This is a genomic window from Haloferax sp. AS1, assembly GCF_014530665.1.
Taxonomy (GTDB): domain Archaea; phylum Halobacteriota; class Halobacteria; order Halobacteriales; family Haloferacaceae; genus Haloferax; species Haloferax volcanii.
On the sequence record NZ_SPSA01000003.1, the window covers coordinates 92848 to 110629 of the forward strand.

Annotated in this window: 12 protein-coding genes; 7 read left to right on the forward strand and 5 right to left on the reverse strand. The window is 64.4% G+C overall.

All coding sequences use genetic code 11. The annotated features are described in order from the left end of the window. Positions 1–503 precede the first annotated feature (503 nt). Entirely contained in the window at positions 504–3839 is a 3336-nt protein-coding gene (gene fdhF, locus E4P24_RS17370) for a formate dehydrogenase subunit alpha (RefSeq protein ID WP_188148941.1), read from the reverse strand. Next, complete coding sequence (locus E4P24_RS17375; RefSeq protein WP_188149051.1) at positions 3836–5260, reverse strand: NADH-ubiquinone oxidoreductase-F iron-sulfur binding region domain-containing protein; 1425 nt, start codon at positions 5258–5260, stop codon at positions 3836–3838. The genes fdhF and E4P24_RS17375 overlap by 4 nt, the downstream gene beginning before the upstream one ends. 270 nt (positions 5261–5530) lie before the next feature. Here E4P24_RS17375 and E4P24_RS17380 point away from each other — a divergent pair, with 270 nt between their 5' ends. Next, positions 5531–5806: a hypothetical protein gene (locus E4P24_RS17380; protein ID WP_188148942.1), complete on the forward strand. Its 276-nt coding sequence runs from the start codon at positions 5531–5533 to the stop codon at positions 5804–5806. A gap of 115 nt (positions 5807–5921) precedes the next feature. Here E4P24_RS17380 and E4P24_RS17385 read toward each other — a convergent pair whose 3' ends face one another. Continuing rightward, on the reverse strand, positions 5922–6302 hold the full coding sequence (locus E4P24_RS17385; protein ID WP_188148943.1) for a Rid family detoxifying hydrolase: 381 nt from the start codon (positions 6300–6302) through the stop codon (positions 5922–5924). 395 nt (positions 6303–6697) lie between these two features. On the opposite strand from E4P24_RS17385, the gene E4P24_RS17390 reads away from it, so the two are divergent. Both E4P24_RS17390 and E4P24_RS17395 read left to right on the forward strand, forming a co-directional pair. Continuing rightward, positions 6698–7855 (forward strand): glutathione-independent formaldehyde dehydrogenase, encoded by a 1158-nt coding sequence (locus E4P24_RS17390; RefSeq protein WP_115861319.1) that lies wholly within the window; start codon positions 6698–6700, stop codon positions 7853–7855. A gap of 80 nt (positions 7856–7935) precedes the next feature. Next, a complete protein-coding gene (locus tag E4P24_RS17395; protein WP_004061967.1) occupies positions 7936–8097 on the forward strand; it encodes a hypothetical protein in 162 nt (53 codons plus the stop codon). Here the strand turns inward: E4P24_RS17395 and E4P24_RS17400 are convergent, their stop codons facing one another. Further along, a complete protein-coding gene (locus E4P24_RS17400; protein WP_188148944.1) occupies positions 8098–9219 on the reverse strand; it encodes a GTP-binding protein in 1122 nt (373 codons plus the stop codon). A gap of 279 nt (positions 9220–9498) precedes the next feature. Here E4P24_RS17400 and E4P24_RS17405 point away from each other — a divergent pair, with 279 nt between their 5' ends. Both E4P24_RS17405 and yqeC read left to right on the forward strand, forming a co-directional pair. Next, positions 9499–11259 (forward strand): aldehyde ferredoxin oxidoreductase family protein, encoded by a 1761-nt coding sequence (locus E4P24_RS17405; RefSeq protein WP_188148945.1) that lies wholly within the window; start codon positions 9499–9501, stop codon positions 11257–11259. 51 nt (positions 11260–11310) lie between these two features. Continuing rightward, positions 11311–12042: a selenium cofactor biosynthesis protein YqeC gene (yqeC, locus tag E4P24_RS17410; protein ID WP_115803339.1), complete on the forward strand. Its 732-nt coding sequence runs from the start codon at positions 11311–11313 to the stop codon at positions 12040–12042. Here the strand turns inward: yqeC and E4P24_RS17415 are convergent. Next, positions 12039–12650: a molybdenum cofactor guanylyltransferase gene (locus E4P24_RS17415; protein ID WP_115803338.1), complete on the reverse strand. Its 612-nt coding sequence runs from the start codon at positions 12648–12650 to the stop codon at positions 12039–12041. The genes yqeC and E4P24_RS17415 overlap by 4 nt on opposite strands. 1107 nt (positions 12651–13757) lie before the next feature. Here E4P24_RS17415 and E4P24_RS17420 point away from each other — a divergent pair. Continuing rightward, the gene (locus tag E4P24_RS17420; protein WP_004061954.1) at positions 13758–14522 is read left to right on the forward strand and encodes an SDR family oxidoreductase; all 765 of its coding nucleotides are present in this window, start codon (positions 13758–13760) and stop codon (positions 14520–14522) included. Between the two features lie 1068 nt (positions 14523–15590). Continuing rightward, the gene (locus E4P24_RS17425; protein WP_223174111.1) at positions 15591–16826 is read left to right on the forward strand and encodes an MFS transporter; all 1236 of its coding nucleotides are present in this window, start codon (positions 15591–15593) and stop codon (positions 16824–16826) included. Positions 16827–17782: the final 956 nt, after the last annotated feature.

Sequence of the window (17782 nt, forward strand, 5' to 3'; positions counted from 1 at the left end):
AACGCTGCAAGTAGCAACGCATCAAACCGATTCCCCTAATGAGAAGCAGGGGAAGAATCGCTCAGTTCGAACTAAATCCCGCTACAAACGGTTCGAGAGTCCGATATCCGCTCGATTTACTCGTGGACCCGCTGTGTAGCCAGTCGGTATTTACTCTTGAGTGTGAGGAAGGGAGACCAGAGCAAGAACGAACACCAGAGCTCACCTAATAGAGATACAAACGGATGGTCACCTACACGCCTCGAATAACCGATACGTCCGCTATCTCGCTTGTATATAGCAGCCTCGCCGTTCAGTTCTGACGTGAGACACCGGTTCCAGAACTACCCTCCGAACTGTGAGTGAAGCGGGAAATAGATATAGCGATATACGATGTATAGACGTTGTCGAGCCTCGCTCGCGGGCCGAAACGGAGTACAGACAGGAGTTCCGTCACAGACACGCTTGCAGGGGCAGTCAGTTCACTCCGGAGAGGAGTACAGCGAAACGTAGCGCCCCGTGGGTCAGTCGTCGCCGCGTGCGGCGCTCCCAGCGCCGGCGTCCGGGGTCCGCAGCACGTCCGGGTCGGCGTCCGGGCCGAGCGGTTCCACGCGCACGCTCGACACTTTGAACTCCGGAATGCCGGCCTGCGGGTCGAAGACTTCCTGCGTGAGTTTGTTGACCGCACCGGCCGCGAAGTGCATCGGGATGAACAGCGTCCCGTCGCCGACGCGGTCGGTCACGGTCGCCTTGACGACGATGTCGCCACGCCGGGACTCGACCCTGACGTACTCGCCGTCCGAAACGTCGAGTTCCGCGGCGGTCGTCGGGTTGATTTCGATGAAGCTCTCGCCGACGTGGCTCATGAGGCCCTCGACGCGTCGGGTAATCTGTCCGGTGTGCCAGTGGTAGAGGACCCGCCCGGACGTGAGCGTGAGGGGGTACTCCTCGTCGGGGAGTTCGCCGGGGTGGCCGCCGTCCGCCGGCACGAAGCGGGCCAGCCCGTCGTCGAAGTTGAAGTTCCCCCCCTCGTAGTCGTAGAGATACGGCGTACCGGGGTGGTCGTCGTCCCAGCACGGCCACTGGAGTCCGTGCTCGTCGCCCGAGTCGAGTCGCTCGTAGCTGACGCCGCCGTAGATGGGCGTCAACTCGCTAATCTCGTCCATGACTTCCCGCGGGTGGTCGTAGCCCCAGTCGTAGCCCAGTCTGGCCGCCAGCTCCTGCGTGATTTCCCAGTCCTGGCGCGCCTTTCCCGGCGGCTCCGCGGACGCTCGAACCCGCTGGACCCGACGCTCGGTGTTGGTGAACGTGCCGTGTTTCTCCGGCGAGGTCGCCGCCGGCAGAATCACGTCCGCGTGCTCTGCGGTCTCCGTCATGAAGATATCCTGAACGACGAGGAAGTCTAAGCTTTCGAGCGCCTCGCCGGCGTGCTGGATGTCTGGCTCAGAGAGCGCGGGGTTCTCCCCGACGATGTACATCCCGCGGAGATTGCCCTCGTGGGCCTCCGAAAGCATCTCCGGCACTTTGAGGCCGGGTTCAGCCGGTGGACGCTCGCCCCACACCTCGGCGAATTTCTCGCCGACCTCGTCGTCGGCCGGGTCCTGGTAGCCGGGGAGGCTCCCGGGCAGGGTCCCCATGTCGCCGCCGCCGCCCTGCACGTTGTTCTGGCCGCGGAAGGGCGACAGTCCGGCACCCGGTTTCCCGACCTGCCCGAGGGTGAGCGCGAGGTCGGCCATCGCGAGGAGATTCTCCGTCCCGTGGCTGGATTGGGTCATCCCCATCGCCCAGCCGAAGACGACGTTCTCGGCGTCGGCGAGCGTCTCGGCGGCCGACTTCAGTTCGTCGGGCGAGACGCCGGCCAGCTCCTCGACTTTCTCGGGGGTGAACGCCTGAACTTTCCGTTTGACCTCCGCGAACCCTTTCGTATTCCGTTCGATAAACTCCTCGTCGTGCAGGTCGTGCTCGATGAGATATCGGATGAGTCCGTTGAGCCACGCCACGTCGTAGCCGGGCGTCGTTCTCGTGTACTGGTCGGCGTGCTCGGCGATGCCGATTTTCCGGGGGTCGAACACCACGAGGTCGGCCCCGTCGCGGACGTTCTGCTTGATGCGAGTCGCCAACACCGGATGCGACTCGGTCGTGTTCGACCCGCTGATGAGGTAGGCGTCGGCCTCGCCGATGTCCTCGTTGATGCGGTTCGTCATCGCGCCGTAGCCGAGCGTCTGTTGGAGCGCCGCCACCGTCGACGAGTGACAGAGCCGGGCGCAGTTGTCGATGTTCTTCGTGCCGAGCACCTGCCGCGCGAACTTCTGGACGAGATACGCCTCCTCGTTGCTCCCCTTCGACGACGCGAGGCAACTGACCGCGTCGACGCCGTGTTCGTCCTGAATCTCGCGGAGTCGGCCGGCAACGTAGTCGAGCGCCTCGTCCCACGAGGCCGCCTCGAACTCGCCGTCTTCGTTTCGAATCAGGGGCTTCGTGAGCCGCTTCTTGCTGTTGGCAAAGTCGTGGCCGAACTTCCCTTTCACGCACGTCGAGAAGTTGTTCGCCGGGGCGTTGTCCGGGTCGTCGACGGGCTGGACGCCGATGGCGTTGCCGTCTTTGCCCCACATCTCGAACCGACAGCCGACCGCGCAGAACCCGCAGGTCGTCTCCGCTTTGTCGAGGTTGCCCAGCCGGTAGTCGCTGACGAGCGACGCGACATCGAACAGTCGGCCCTCCGGCAGCGTCCGCGCCGCGAGGTTCTCGGCGGTGTGTTCGCCCGCGAGCATGGCCTTCCGGCCGTATGTTTCGAGGAAGTCGGACGCTCGGCGCTTGCTCTGGGCCATGTATCGGGCGACGCCGCTCCGTTTCTCCCGTCCCGCCCGTCCCGACTCGGCTTCGCCCCCAGCGGTCCCAGAACTGCCGGGGTCCGGCGAGCGGTTGGGTGCCGTCGTGTCGTCGAGGGTCTCGACATCCTCGTGTTCGATGACTCGCCCGACGGAGTTCCGCTGCGTGAACCCCGGAAGCGGGAGCGTCCCCGCGCCACCGATGTCTTTCTCGGTCAGGGCACCGGTCGGACAGACCGTGGCACAGTGCCCGCAGGAGACGCAGTCGGAATCCGCCATCGTCTCGGCGTCGGACTGGAAGCCGATGCGGGTGTCCTCCCCGGAGCCCTCGATACGGAGGACGCCTTCGACCTGCACGTCGTTACAGCCCTCGACGCACCGGTTACAGAGGATACACTTGTTGCGGTCGATTTGGATGAACGAGGAGCTGTCGTCGAGCGGTTCGTACTCGCTTCGGTCGTCGAAGACGCCGTAGCGCGGGTGGTCGACCCCCTCGCTGACGGCCGTCTCCTGGAGTTCACACCGACCGTTCCCGTTACAGGTCGTACAGCGTAGATTGTGGTTGGAGAGGACGAGGTCGAGGTTGACGCTCCGGGATTCCTCGGCGGCGGACGTGTCGGTCTCGACCGTCAGCCCGTCGGTGGCCGGGAACGAACAGGAGGGGACGACCCCGTGTTCGTCGGTCTCGACCATGCAGGTTCGACACTCGCTCCGAGGGCCGATTTCGTCGCTCGCGTCGCCCCCGCGGTCGTAGTAGCAGAGCGCCGGCACGTCGGCGTCCTCGTCGAGGCTGTCGGCGCCGGGGTCCACGCTCACGACCTCGTCGTCGACGGCTTGCATGGCGTCGATGACGGTCGACCCCGGCGGGACGGTGACCTGTGTGCCGTCGACGCTGAGTGTCGTCGGGGCCTCGCCGTCGGTTCCGACGGGCGGGTCGTTCGCGGTCCCGGTCTCGAACTCCGCCGTGACCGGCGTCTCGTGCTGCGGGTCGTCTATCTCCGGAACGCCCGGGAGTGGGTCGTCAGTGCTCATAGTTTGTCAGAACAGGTGCCGCTCGGACAGCGGCCGTCGGCGTGTGCTTCGAAACTCGATTCGAACTCGTCCATCGCGGTCAGCACCGGACGCGGTGCATGAGCGCCAAGCAGGCAGTTGCTCGACCGGGACATGACCCGACCGAGTTCGCGTATCTTCGCTCGGTCGAACGAGCCTCGGTAGACCGCTCGCAGCAGTTCGGTGAGTTGGACGGTTCCCTCCCGTCCCGGTACGCACCGCCCGCTGTTGGCTTCCGAGGCAAAGCGCGCCCGCTCTCCGGCAGTCGCGACCGCACACCGCTCGTCGTTCAACAGTTCGACGACGCCTTCCGTTCCGAGGCCGGCCGCGGTCAGTGCGACGTCCAACGTCCGGGTGAGACCGCCGAACACCCCGCCGACGCAGGCCATCTTGAACGACCCCTCCAGTTCGACGGCGTTCCGAACCGTCGAGAGGCGGGCGTCCGCGCCGACCTCTATCGTCGCGGGCGCGGCTACGTCGCCGGTGACGGTCAGGAGTCGCGTCGTCGATGCGGCGTCTCTATCGGTGCCCTCTGGGTCCGCGAGCGCGAGCCGTACCCGGGCGAAGGTCCGCGGCGTGTGGATGACCGTCGGGCGACCGTAGAGCCCGTACTCGGCCGGCGTCGGCGGCTGGAGACGGGGCTCGATTCTGTCCGCCCCCTCTATCGCTTCCAGCGCCGCCGTCGGTTCGCCGGCGCGGTACTCGTCGGGACCGGTGACGACGACCGGCACGACCGGGAGTTCGTCCGCGGCGGCGTCGATAGCCTCCCGAAGATGTGCTTGCAGTTCGGTGTCGGTCTCGGCGACGTGGATGACCACGTCGGTCGTGCCGAGGTACTCGGCGACGGCCGCCACGCCGTCGAGCACCGACATCGGCGACCCGGCGAGGAGCGTTCGGTCCGCGCGCTGGCGGTCGTCCGCGTCGTTCGCGTTCACGACGACGACCGGGTCGCCGTCGGTTTCTCGCGCGCGTCGCCAGGCGTCTGCGACCGGGTCGTCGGCGGCGGCGTCGCATCTACCTCGACCGACGAGCTCGGCGTCCGCGACGGCGCTCGCGTCCCTATCAAGCGAGTGAAACTGATACGCTGTCGGGTCCAGCGGGTCGAGCCACCCACAGGGGCCGAGGACGCGCCGCGTTCCCACCGCGAGCGGCCCGTCGGTCGGAACTGGCAGCGTCGTCCGCTCGGCGTCGTGGTCGACGACTGCCGCAGCACCGTCCGTCGGTAACTCCCCGTCTTCCATGGCGGTGACGAGGTCTCGGACTCTCGATGTCTCCGCGGTCGGGAAGAACGCGGTCCGCCCCGCGTCGGTCGCGAGAACCAACGGGTCGTACTCGCTGATTCCGGTGGGTCCCGTTCGGAGGACCGTGACGGAGTCGGCGGTGCGACGTGCGGCGCTCAACACACGCGCTCCGCGCTCCGTCCGCCCGGCTCCCGAGACCCGAAGTACCGGCGACCGGACTGCGTTTCCTGTGCGACTCATTCTCACAGATGAAGAGACACGGCGGGGTTAAAAAATCACCCCAACCCACTCGCGTCGGAGTGCGGTTTCGAGGCGTTCGGGAAGCCGAACACGAAGTCGGTGCGAGCGCGAGTGGGCGGGAGACGGGTGACCGCTCCAGACGGGACAGCGAGCGGAGCAAAGAGCTAAGGCGGCGACGCGTCGTCTATCGTGATGATGACGAATCCACGGTTCGACGACGTGCGAGCGAAGGCGGCCGACGCGACTCGCGAAGACGACATCCAGTCCGTGTACACCGGACTCGTCCACGACGACGGTCGACAGGAGTACTACTTCGCCAACGACACCGAAGAGGCGTCGGAGTTACGCGAGACGGCGGCCGTCCAACTCGGAATGTTGGTTCGCGTCCTCGCGGACCGCTCCGAGAGTGACATCGAGGAAATCACTGAACTCGCGGCCGAGCGAGCCGAGAACATGCGATTGGAGTAGCCGACGATTGTAACACCGGCTGCTCGGAAGTGCATTCTCTCGGGACGTGTCGGCTCGAAAAATGCCGGGCGCGTCGGAATCGTCGAGCGCCCTTCAGAGGTCAGCGGCGGTTCGCTTATTCGGTCACCGCAACCGCTTCGATTTCTATCGCGGCTCCTTTCGGCACGTTGCCGACTTCGACCGCGCTCCGCGCCGGCGGCTCGTCGTCGAAGAACTCGCCGTACACCTCGTTGAACTCCTCGAAGTCGTCGATGTCGTCGAGGAAGACTGTCGTTTTGAGCACGTCGTCCAAGGACGCATCCTCGGCGGCGAGAATCGCCGCCACGTTTTCGAGACACTGCTCCGTCTGGTCACCGACCGAGGCGTCGTCGAGTAGCTCACCGTCGGGCGTCAGCGGGAGCTGTCCCGCGGTGAGAAGTAGTTCGCCGTTCGTCGTCGCTTGGCTGTACGCGCCAACAGCCGCCGGAGCGTCCGAAGTGCTAATCGTGCGCTTCATAGCAGGACCTTCCGGTCGGTTCCTATTAAATCCAGTTCGGGGACGGAAGCCGCCACACGTCGTGTGAGAAACCGGAGCGTTTGTGGAATGCCTCGGCGCACGCGCGAGTTGACGACGACCGTTCGGCGGCCGGGGAGTGGTGCGTCACCGGACGGTCCGGCAGGGAGCGCCGAGCGTGGCCGGGACCGGCGACTGCGATGCGGAACCGGGTCGTTCGGGTGTGTCCTCCAGAGAGTACGACGTGAGAGAACACAGCTAGTAACCTATCTGGTAGTTTGAGAATGCGCTACGCCACTCTACCCAACCGTAACGTGTCAGATTATGTCAAAATAGAGCCCACCCGAGCTATAAATAGTGACTGTTCGCAGATGTCGAGTGGAGTCCACACAATGTCTATGGACGCAGTCGTCTACAAAGGCGAACGAGAGGTCGCAGTCGAAGCGGTCGAAGAGCCCCAGATTCAACACCCGAACGACGTCGTCATCGACATCACGACGACCTGTATCTGCGGGTCCGACCTGCACATGTACGAGGGGCGGACGGCCGCGGAGCCGGGAATCGTGTTCGGCCACGAGAATATGGGTATCGTCGAAGAGGTCGGCGATGCCGTCAGCAGTCTCGAAGTGGGCGACCGCGTCGTCGCGCCGTTCAACGTCGCCTGTGGCTTCTGTGAGAACTGTGAGAACGGCTACACCGGCTTCTGTACGAACGTGAATCCGGGCTTCGCCGGGGGAGCGTACGGCTACGTCGCCATGGGGCCCTATCAGGGAGGACAGGCCGAGAAGCTCCGCATCCCGTACGCCGACTTCAACGCGCTCAAACTGCCGGACGGACGGGAACACGAGGACTCGTTCGCGCTGCTCGCGGACATCTTCCCGACGGGCTGGCACGGCACGGAACTCGCCAACCTCGAATCCGGTGACTCCGTCGCCATCTACGGGGCGGGTCCGGTCGGCCTGATGGCCGCTTACAGCGCCAAACTCAAGGGCGCGGCCGAGATTTACGTCGTCGACCGCGTTCCCAGTCGCCTCGCGCTCGCCGAGGAACACTGTGACGCCACGCCCATCAACTTCGAGGAGGGCGACCCCGTCGAACAGATCAAAGAGATTCACGGCGGCGGCGTCGACAAAGGCGTCGACGCGGTCGGCTACCAGGCCATCGACCCGGAGAAGGAAGCCGACTCCGCGTACGACCCCGCCCGGGAGAACCCGGCCGTCGTCATCAACAACCTCATTCGGACGGTCCGACCGACCGGCGAACTCGGTATCCCCGGTCTCTACGTCCCCGACGACCCCGGCGCGCCCGACGAGATGGCCGCGCAGGGTCGCCTCGGCATCGACTTCGGCCTCCTGTTCGAGAAGGGGCAAGCCCTCGGCACCGGCCAGTGTAACGTCAAGGAGTACAACCGTAAGCTCCGCGACATGATAATCGAGGGACGCGCCGACCCGAGTTGGGTCGTCTCCCACCGCGTCGACCTCGAAGACGCGCCCGAGATGTACGAGAAGTTCGACAACCGCGAAGAGGGCGTCACGAAGGTCCTGCTGGAACCCTAGGACTAGGGGCAGCGGAGTCTCCCGCTCCCAACTCGGTTCCCACCGATACTCCTTTGCCGGTTTGCCCGGTATCCCGTTCTATGTGTCAGTACTGCAGTTACCGGTACCACGACGGCTGGACGCAGTTGTTGGAGTACGACGAGGTGTATCAGACGGTCATCGGCGGTGAGTCGGAGTCGACCTACGGCTTCCACGAATCGTGGGACGAACTCCGAGACGAGGTCGACCTCGGCGCGGCCTAGTCAGGCGGACTCGCGGGGAAACGGGTCGTCCGGATACGCCGCCTCTCGCTCGTCCGTCGTCGCCAAGCACTCGTCGAGTTCTCGGGTCACTGCGTCCTCGTCGAGGTCGCGGCCGATGAACACGAGTCGCGTCTGGGGGGTATCGTCTCCCCACCGACCGATGGGGCCGGCCTGCACCGACGGCCCCGCCTGACTCACGCCGAGAACCGTCTCGGGACGACTCGCGACCCACGCGAACCCCTTCGCGCGGACGACGTTCCCCCGCCAGTCGTCGAGCCACGCGTCGAGGCGCTGCGGGTGGAACGGACGGTCTCGACGGTAGACGAAGGACTCGACGCCGTGGGCCGTCGCTGCCGAGACGCCCTCGTCGTGGATATGGTCGTGGTCGTGGCCGTGGTCCGCCTCGACCCCGTCGCTCGCGAGGGCCTGCTTCCAACCCTGATGGCGCTTCGCCGCCTCGAAATCGAAGCGCCCCGTGTCGAGAACCCGCGTCGGGTCGACGTCGCTGTACGTCGTCCGGCGGATGCTCGCGCGCGGCTGGAGTTCCCGAATCTCGGCTTCGACGGCGTCCAACGCGTCGTCGGGGACCATATCGCACTTGTTCAGCAACAGCACGTCGCAGAACTCGACTTGCTCGACGAGCACCTCCGTCAACGGGCGCTCCGGGTCGGGGGCGGCGTCCGGAAGCGATTCCGCCGGGTCGAACGCCTTCCAAAACCCGTAGGCGTCGATGACCGAGACCGTGGTGTCCAACCGGAGGTGGTCCGGCAGACCGCCCTCGTTCGACTCGCTCGCCAGCGTGCGTGCAATCGGGAGCGGTTCGCTGATTCCCGAGGCCTCGATGAGCAGATAGTCGAACGAGCGGTTCTCCGCTAGCCGCGTCACTTCGGTCACGAGGTCGTCCTGAAGCCGACAGCAGATACACCCGTTCGAGAGGTCGATAACCCCGTCGTCCGATTCGGACGCGACTAACTCCGCGTCGACGTTCAGTTCGCCCATGTCGTTGACGACGACGGCTATCTCCCTGCCACCGGGGTCGTTCAGGAGTCGGTTGACCAGCGTCGTTTTCCCCGCGCCGAGCGGACCGCTGACGACCGTAATCGGTATTTCCGTTGTGGACATATCGATGCTGTGTGACGCCTCGCGGGTGGTCGTAATGAAGACTGGGTCGGTCGACCAACACGGGAGACAGAACCCGCCGTGCTCCGGACTCCCGCCGTGAAAACACAAAATATATTATAATTGTCATGTATGATTTCCCGTCTGTTCGCGTCGGGCACCGCGACCCACCGAGCGAACCGCAGAGTACGGCTTTGGCGGAGGCGTTCGCGCCGCCGCACTCGCTCGGTGGTCCGCGAGAACGGCACATCTTTTTGGTCGCCGGCGCTGACGAACGACCAGATGGCACCTCCAATCGCTGACCGACTCCTGCGGGTCGACTTGTCCGCCGGCTCGGTCGAGAGCACGCCGATTCCGGACGAGTGGCGACGGCGATACGTCGGCGGCAAGGGGTTGGGTGCCCGCTATCTCTACGACGAACTCGACGCCGGCGTCGACCCGCTCGGCGAGGAGAACGCGATGCTGTTCGTGCTCGGCCCGCTTTCGGGCTATCTCCCGGGCGAGTCGAGATACGCCGCCATCACGAAATCCCCGCTGACGGGGTGTTTTCTCGACTCGTACGCGGGGGGCGAGTTCCCCGACTCGCTGGCCGGCGCGCTCGGGTCGCACATGGGCCTGCTCGTGACGGGTGTCGCGTCCGAACCCGTTCGCCTCGTCGTCGAAGACGGGGACGCGACAATCGAACCCGCCGAGACGTGGGGGTCTGGGACGGTCGACACGGCGCGGGCGTTCCCGAACGCGGCTGTCGCGTGTATCGGCCCCGCGGGAGAACGACAGGTCGCATACGCCACCATCGCCTCCGACGCCGGCGACCACCACGCGGGCCGCGGGGGAGCGGGAGCAGTGATGGGCTCGAAGCGACTGAAGGCCGTCGTCGCGCGGGGAGCCCCGCCCGACGCCGACGGGTTGGACGACCTGCGAGACGCCTACGCGGCGAAGTACCGAGAGACCGACACCGGACGGTGGCTACGGGCCAGCGGAACCGTCGAGACGATCGATTTCGCGAACGAGATCGGTGCACTCTCGACGCGAGGCTGGAGCGACGGACAGTTCGAAGCGGCTGAGGAGTTGGGCATCACGACAGTCGAAGACCGGGCCGTCGGCCGCGAACGCGCCGACACGGAGACTCCGGGCGGGTATCGTGTGGCCACGGAGGACGGCGACCACGTCCCGCGCGGTGCCACCGCGATGACGCTCGGAGCCGGACTCGACATCGACGACTTCGACGCCGTCGCAGTGTTGGGACGGACCTGCGACCGCCTCGGGATGGACCTCATTAGCGCCGGAAGCGCGGTCGCGTGGACGGTCAAGGCCAACGCCGCCGGCGTGCTCGACCGCTCGCTCTCGTTCGGTGAGCCCGACGGCGCGCGGGCCCTCTTACAGGAGATTGCGGAGCGCGAGTCGGAGCTCGGTGACGCGCTCGCGGACGGGGTCGAGGCGGCGGCGACGCGGTTCGGCGGGCGCGACCTCGTCCCCACGGTGAAGTCGATGGAGCTACCGGCATACGACCCGCGCGGCGCGCAGAGCATGGCACTCGCGTACGCGACCAGCGACCGGGGTGCGTGCCATCGGCGGGCGCGACCCATCGAACGCGAGGTGTTCGACGGCGACTGGGGAGCCGACCGGACCGCGGCGGAGGTCATCCGCGAACAGGACCGGCGGTCGACGCTCTGGAGCCTCATCGCGGATGACTTTTTCGGCGACGCGCTCGACGACCTCGGCCGGGAGTGGCTCGAATCGGTCGGCCTCGACCCCGCCGGCGGACTCGCCACAGTCGGCGAGCGGATTTGGAACGTGACGCGGCTGTTCAACGTCCGCGAAGGCATCTCGCGCGAGGACGATTCCCTCCCGGCCGCGCTCCAAGAGCCGCTCGAATCGGGGCCCCGGGCCGGTGCGACCGTCGACCGCGACGACTTCGACTCGATGCTCGACGCGTACTACCGCCGCCGCGGCTGGACCGACGACGGCGTGCCGACGGCGCAGACTATCGACCGCCTCGGACTTGCTGCCCTCACCGATGACTTCGACACCCTCGATGACTGAACACCGAACGAACGGCTGGACGACGAACCGCGCGCGACCCGGAGAACGAACATGACGCTCGCTGATGCGCTCTGCGCTCGACGCGGCGTGGTCTGCGTCGTCGGCGCGGGCGGGAAAAAGTCCACGCTGTACGCGCTGGCGCGTCGGCTCGGCCGCGCCGTCGTGACGGCGACGGTCCGCATCCCCATCTTCGACCAGCACGTCGCCGACGTGGTCGTAACCGACAGGCCGGTCGCCGCGCTCGAAAAGGCGACCGACTGGCCGATGGGTGTCGTCCCCGACCGTGACCGCGACGACCGCTACCGCGGCTACGACCCCGACGTGGTCGACGCCATCGGGGAGTCGGGCGTCGCCGACGCGGTGCTGGTGAAGGCCGACGGCGCGCGGATGCGCGAGTTCAAGGCCCCGGGCGACCGCGAACCACAACTCCCGGCGACCGCCGACACCGTCCTCCCCATCGCGAGCGTCCACGCCGTCGGTGAACCGCTCACCGAAGACTGCGTCCACCGACCGGAACGGGTCGCCGCCCTCACCGACCTCGAAGTCGGTGATACGATTCGTCCGTCGGATATCGCAACCGTGCTCATCAGCGGGCGCGGCGGCCGCGCGGACGTTCCCGACGGTGCGACAGTCGTGCCCGTGCTGAACAAGGTCGACGATGCGACCCTCGAAGCTGTCGCACGGGAGATTGCATCGGACATCCTCGCTCGGTCGAACGTTCCACACGTCGTACTGACGCAGTTGACGGCGTCCGAACCCGTCGTGGCCGTCGTGGAGCGCTAGCGCAACTGTTCCGCCGCGTGAGCGAGCTCGTCGGGGGTGTTGATGTTCTCGAAGGTGTCGAGACTCGCGTACTCGCGCACTTCGCTCTCTTCGAGGACGACGTAGTCGAGCGTGAACAGCGGGTCGATGATTTTGTGACTCCCCTCGGCCAGCGCGGCTTCGCAAGCGTCGGCCATCGACGAGGCCCGGTACACCGCGTGCGTCGGCTGGAACCAGCCGTCACCGACCCGCGGCACGGCGGCGTCGTGGCCGGCCGCCCGCTCGAACAATCTGTCGATGAGCGCGGGTTCGAGAAAGGGCATGTCGCAGGCGGCGACGAACGCGTACTCCGTCTCGACGGCCCGCAGACCCGTCATAATTCCCGCCATCGGGCCCTCGTCGCGCTCCGAATCTTCCGCAATCGTTATCGGGTGGTCGTAGCCGTCGAGCGCGGCTCGGAGCGCAGCCGTCTGCTCCGGTCGGCAGTTGACGACGAGAGCGTCGACGACGCCGGCCATTCGGTCGGCGACGCGGCGGATGAGAGGTGTTCCAAGGAGGGATGCGACTGCTTTGTCCTCCTCACCGAATCGCGTCGAGTATCCGCCGGCAATAATGACACCAGTTCGCATACCGGCAGTGTTCACGTTCGTCGCGCAAAGCAGTTGTGCTACGAGTCGTATAGTCCGTCATCGTTTCGCGTCGGCTCGACTATCGCACCGCGCGGTATCTTCGGTCTACCGTCGCTCGAATTTCGGGAGGTCGACGCTTTTGAGGGTCAAGGCTTCGATTTCGGGACGTGAGAGTCGGTGAAAACGCACACATTACACAGCTAGCCGTGTTATTCAGAGTTTCAATGTATTTAAAGATAACGGGAATTGGAACTGACTGGCGGTGATAACTGCTGAATCGTAATTGTGCACTCGATGCTCGCTGCCGCAGTAGAGGTGTGTTGACCCCTCGTACGACGTTCTTCACTACTCAGTCGCCGCTCGTGCTATCACGCCGGTTCGTCAGCCGGAGACGAAGCAATAGATATTGCGCCATACAGTTTATGAAATTGACGACTGTCGGTTTGCAGTACGAGACAAACCCCCCGTCAGCACCGAGTCACCACAGTCGTGAGGGCCGAACCGGTCCAGTTAGAATAATCTGCTGCGTCACGTTTCGACAGTGAGTTGCAGCACTCTGGCGGTGTACCGGGAAAGTTCATCGACCTCAGTCCATCTCTCATCCGCGGGTGTTCATGCGGCTCGTACCCTGGAGTCGAAGCACCCAAAGCGGCCCTCTGCCGACCAATCCGAAACTGAATACACGATTTTCGAGACAATCAGCGGTGGTGAAATGTATTTGAGAAGAATACGAGTGTCGTTGTCTGCTATGGACAATGAGTTTTAGTAAACAACTGATGGAAGCGCGTACAGACTAAATGAATTGTATATCGCTATATTAAATTTGGAGAGTCGGTCGGAACACGGTTCGACGGAACTGTCGTTTTCGCGTTGTTCCCCGGTGGTGGCTCGACCGGGCGTTACTGATGGAGAAAACGGAGTAACGACCGCCAGACCGTCGAATCGAGGATTCGATTAGCGCACTGAGCTCACCCGACGGTCGCTGTGCAGCGACGTATCGGTTCAGTACTTCGCTCCGCTGGCGAGCACCGCTCGGAGACAGCAGTACTTAAACACCCATTGTAGATAGCATAACCGGGAAGTCAGTAAAGAGACTACTAACAATTGATGTCAGAAGAATTCGGTTCGGAACTGGACGGAAAGGTCGCAATCGTCACCGGCGCGTCGTCGGGTATCGGCAGCGCGACGGCCAAATCCCTCGCCTCTCGCGGGGCCAGCGTCGTCGTCGCCGCCCGCCGCGAAGGCGAACTCGAAGAACTCGCCGCAACTATCGAAGACGACGGCGGCGACGCCCTCGTCGTCCCGACGGACGTCACCGTCGACGACGACATCGACGCCCTCGTCGAGGCGACGCTCGACGAGTACGGTCGCATCGACATTCTCGTCAACAACGCCGGCCTCATGCCGCTTGCACACATCGGCGAGGCGGACCGCGAGACGCTCCAGACGACCATCGACGTGAACCTTACCGGTCTCATCACGCTCACCCACGCGGTCGTCCCGACGATGATGGAACAGGAAAGCGGCCACATCGTCAACCTCTCGTCGGTCGTCGGCCGGTTCCTCCAGGCGAACAGCTCGCACTACAACGCCGCGAAAGCGGGCGTCAAGATGTTCAGCGACTCGCTGCGACTCGACGTCGCCGAAGCGGGCATCCACGTCTCGTCAATCGAACCCGGCGCGGTCGACACGGAACTGCTCGACCACATCCCGGACGAGGAAGTCCAAAAGAACGTCAAGGACTACGTCGGCACGATGGACGCGCTCGCGCCCGAAGACATCGCGCGGACGATTACGTTCGTCGTCACGCAACCGGAGCGCGTCGACATCAACGAAGTCCTCATCCGCCCCCTCGACCAGGTCCAGCCCTGAGCCGCGTCGAACGACCAACACCTCACCTCTCGTTCGGCGTCTCGATACCGCGGTGACGTTTCGATACCGCGGTGACGGCGCGACGAGACGCGACGGTCCGAACCATGTTATCGGGTGCGTGTAGAGTCGTCGTTCGGTCCGAAGGCGACGTTCGGACGGCACGCTCGGGATACTGAGCCGCCGCGTGCGTGAGCGTCGTAGGAGCCGTCCGACGAAGAATACTGTTACTAAAACGGATACCGGGCGGTCACGCGCCGAAGGGTAATGATAGCATTACTGGCAATGACAACCGACATGGATTCTGCGACTTCAACCAAGAAAGATTACACGGATAAGTCTGTAATTTATTGGTCGGAACGACTCGGGGAAGCTGTTTCGCGGGCGAGAGCGAATCATCTCGAATCGGCGTAGGACACCGCCCGTGAGTCGTCTATCGGACGTTGAGTCGGCGTGAATCGAGAGTAAGGAGAGTATTACTAACCGGCCACGAACGCAGGTGTGGGACATTCGTTGGTCGGTGTCGTCACCGCCGCGCTGGGCGGTCGACCGACACGACACGGAGCCGCTGTTCCCGTTCGGTCACGGCCTGTCGTATGCGACCATCGAGTACGGCGACGTGACCGTGTCCGAGCGCGAGACCGGTGACGGCTTCGAGGTCGCCGTCGACCTCCGCAACGCGAGCGACCGGACCGGAACGGAGGGCGAGGTTTTTCGAATCGGTGGGAACGCCGGGCCACGACGCTCGAGGCGGAACCAACGCGGAAAAACGCGCCGCCGATGGCCGGTTCGAACCGACCGAGACGGTCGTCTTCGGGAGCGTCGCCCAAGCGGGGGTCCGGAGGCACCCCGCCAGGTACGTTCGTTCGTGACGCCTGAGATGAGCGAAACGCTAACCGGATTCGAAAGTATTTATTATCCAGAATCCGAACTCGGTAAAGAGGTCAGGTAGCACACGGCGCAGAACGGACCAGACCATGATATTCGAAAACACATCCACAGTCGGTAGTATCGAGTGGCGTTTCACCCCGTCTCGGTATCGAGATGCGTCCCGCCGGTATGGAGGGTCCAATGAGTAGCTCAGTGTCCGAATCTGACTCTCCACTCAAGGTCGCAACGTTACTGTTTGCGACGACCTTGGTTGCGCTCTCGGGCGCAATCGTCAATCCCGTGTTGCCGGCAATCGAAAGCGCGTTCCCGTCGGTTCCGAACGCGGGGACTTTGGCGCAGCTCGTCAGCACGCTGACTGGGCTAATCATCGCTATCTTCGCCCCGATAATCGGCGTGATAGTCGACCGATACGGTCGGAAAGCGGTGTTGGTCGGGTCGCTGGCGCTGTACGGAGTCGGGCCATCACTGGCGTACGTCGCCGATTCGCTCTACGTAATTCTCGGGACGCGAGTCCTGCTCGGCATCGCCGTCGCCGGCATCATGGTGAGCAGTACGACGTTGATCGCTGACTACTACTCGGGCAAGCGCCGGGAGAAGGTGCTGGGCTGGCAGGGGGCCATCATGCCGTTCGGTGCAGCGGTCGCGGTGATCGCCGGCGGGGTCATCGCTGACCTCAACTGGCGGACTGCGTTCCTCACGTATCTCGTCGCCCTGCTCGTGCTCCCGGCGGTAGTCCGGTATATCGACGAACCGGACCGAGGAGATAAACAGCAGGCGGGGTCGATTCCAACGTGGACGGAGCTCCGAGAAATCCTGTCGACGCTCCCGCTCGCGTTCCTCGCGGCCCTCTATCTGATCATGTTTGCGGGGATGATCGGCTACAATCAGATTAACGTCGAGATTCCCTTCTATCTGCGGACGGTGACATCCGTCGGCGGACTGATGACCGGGGTCGCGCTCGCGGCGATGATGATTATCTCGGGGCTCGTCACGATGAACTTCGACCGAATCCGCGAGCGGTTCGACCCGGTCGTGATTCTGGTCGGCGTCTTCGTCGCGACGGGCGTCGGGTTCACCGTCACGAGCCTGACCACCAACTACTGGGCTATCGTCGTCGGAATCGTCATCGCGGGAACGGGACTCGGCCTGCTCCTCCCGACGACGAACTACTGGGTGTCCGCGCGGGTCGACGAGCAGTATCGCGGGCGGGCGCTCAGCGGCGTGACGACGACGCAGTTCCTCGGGATGTTTATCTCCCCGATAGCCGTCGCGCCGCTCATCGAGATGTTCGGAACCGGCCGAACCTTCCTCGTGCTCGGCGCGGTCGGGCTCGTGCTTGCCGGCGTCTTCGGCGCGGTTGCCGTGCGCAACCAGTCTTCGCTGACCGAAGCGACGCCGGCCGGCTCGGACGATTAGTCGCACGAGAGGACGAGCGGGCGCGGATTGCTCCCGGTCGGGCGATAGCTGAGCGCAGTTGGCGCGGCCGCGACGGGACCGACCCGCTTGGACCCGTCCCGACCCGACCCGGCCCGACAGCGGGTCGGTCGGCCCGCTCCCTCGTTGGACGGTGTCCGCACAGCGACGTCGAAGGCGGACCGCCCGCGGAGAGGCGAGAGCGGTTCGTAGCGGTCTGCCGGAATGCAACAGAGAAAACTCGCCGCCGCGGACATTACGGCTGGGCTGCATCGTTAGCTATTCGGGAGTAGTATTGTAAATAAGATTGAATTCTATTGGTCGGCCGCGTAGCTGTCAGTCCGCGAACGGTGGAGACGCTCCGCTCGTGGTTTTCGGGCGTGAAACTGCGCTCGACAGGATTCTATCGAACGATCAGCTCGAAAAACGGGGAGTAATCGAACGCATGCAGCCGAATGGGTCTGCAACTGTCGGAGTTCGGGTTCGCTGAAGACCGCGTGTCTCCGAGAGTCGGAAAGATGAACCGGCAGCGTCGTCTCTTGCCGTCGAATCGATTGGCCGTCGAAGACGAGTTGAACCCAACTAATATTGTCCTTGATAAGCAAGTCACTATGATGAGTCGACGAGGAGTTCGTCGACTGTACTCTCTCCGTCGGCTTCGCTTTCGACGGGGTGTATCAGATGGGATAATTCGACGGTGAAGAACGGAACCGTGAGAAAAACGCGTTCGGCCGACGAGTACCTGCGGCGACGCGGCCGACGACACGGTGAAGATGTACTTATCCTACAATACCGAGTTCGAGAACGGATACGGTCGGTGACCGGCGACGACGTGCCGGACCGACCGCGTCAGTCGCCCGAGACGCTTTCATCGAACTGGTCGATGAGAGTCGGAACGCTCGCCCAACTCAACGCTCGGGGAGGTAGATAATCTGCCGACACAATGCGCTAACGGGCCA

What these genes read in the sequence shown, in the direction of transcription:
- fdhF (WP_188148941.1), bottom strand. Translation starts at nt 3,839, where the DNA reads ATGAGCACTGACGACCCACTCCCGGGCGTTCCGGAGATAGACGACCCG.
- E4P24_RS17380 (WP_188148942.1), top strand. Translation starts at nt 5,531, where the DNA reads ATGATGACGAATCCACGGTTCGACGACGTGCGAGCGAAGGCGGCCGAC.
- E4P24_RS17385 (WP_188148943.1), bottom strand. Translation starts at nt 6,302, where the DNA reads ATGAAGCGCACGATTAGCACTTCGGACGCTCCGGCGGCTGTTGGCGCG.
- E4P24_RS17390 (WP_115861319.1), top strand. Translation starts at nt 6,698, where the DNA reads ATGGACGCAGTCGTCTACAAAGGCGAACGAGAGGTCGCAGTCGAAGCG.
- E4P24_RS17395 (WP_004061967.1), top strand. Translation starts at nt 7,936, where the DNA reads ATGTGTCAGTACTGCAGTTACCGGTACCACGACGGCTGGACGCAGTTG.
- E4P24_RS17400 (WP_188148944.1), bottom strand. Translation starts at nt 9,219, where the DNA reads ATGTCCACAACGGAAATACCGATTACGGTCGTCAGCGGTCCGCTCGGC.
- E4P24_RS17405 (WP_188148945.1), top strand. Translation starts at nt 9,499, where the DNA reads ATGGCACCTCCAATCGCTGACCGACTCCTGCGGGTCGACTTGTCCGCC.
- yqeC (WP_115803339.1), top strand. Translation starts at nt 11,311, where the DNA reads ATGACGCTCGCTGATGCGCTCTGCGCTCGACGCGGCGTGGTCTGCGTC.
- E4P24_RS17415 (WP_115803338.1), bottom strand. Translation starts at nt 12,650, where the DNA reads ATGCGAACTGGTGTCATTATTGCCGGCGGATACTCGACGCGATTCGGT.
- E4P24_RS17420 (WP_004061954.1), top strand. Translation starts at nt 13,758, where the DNA reads ATGTCAGAAGAATTCGGTTCGGAACTGGACGGAAAGGTCGCAATCGTC.
- E4P24_RS17425 (WP_223174111.1), top strand. Translation starts at nt 15,591, where the DNA reads ATGAGTAGCTCAGTGTCCGAATCTGACTCTCCACTCAAGGTCGCAACG.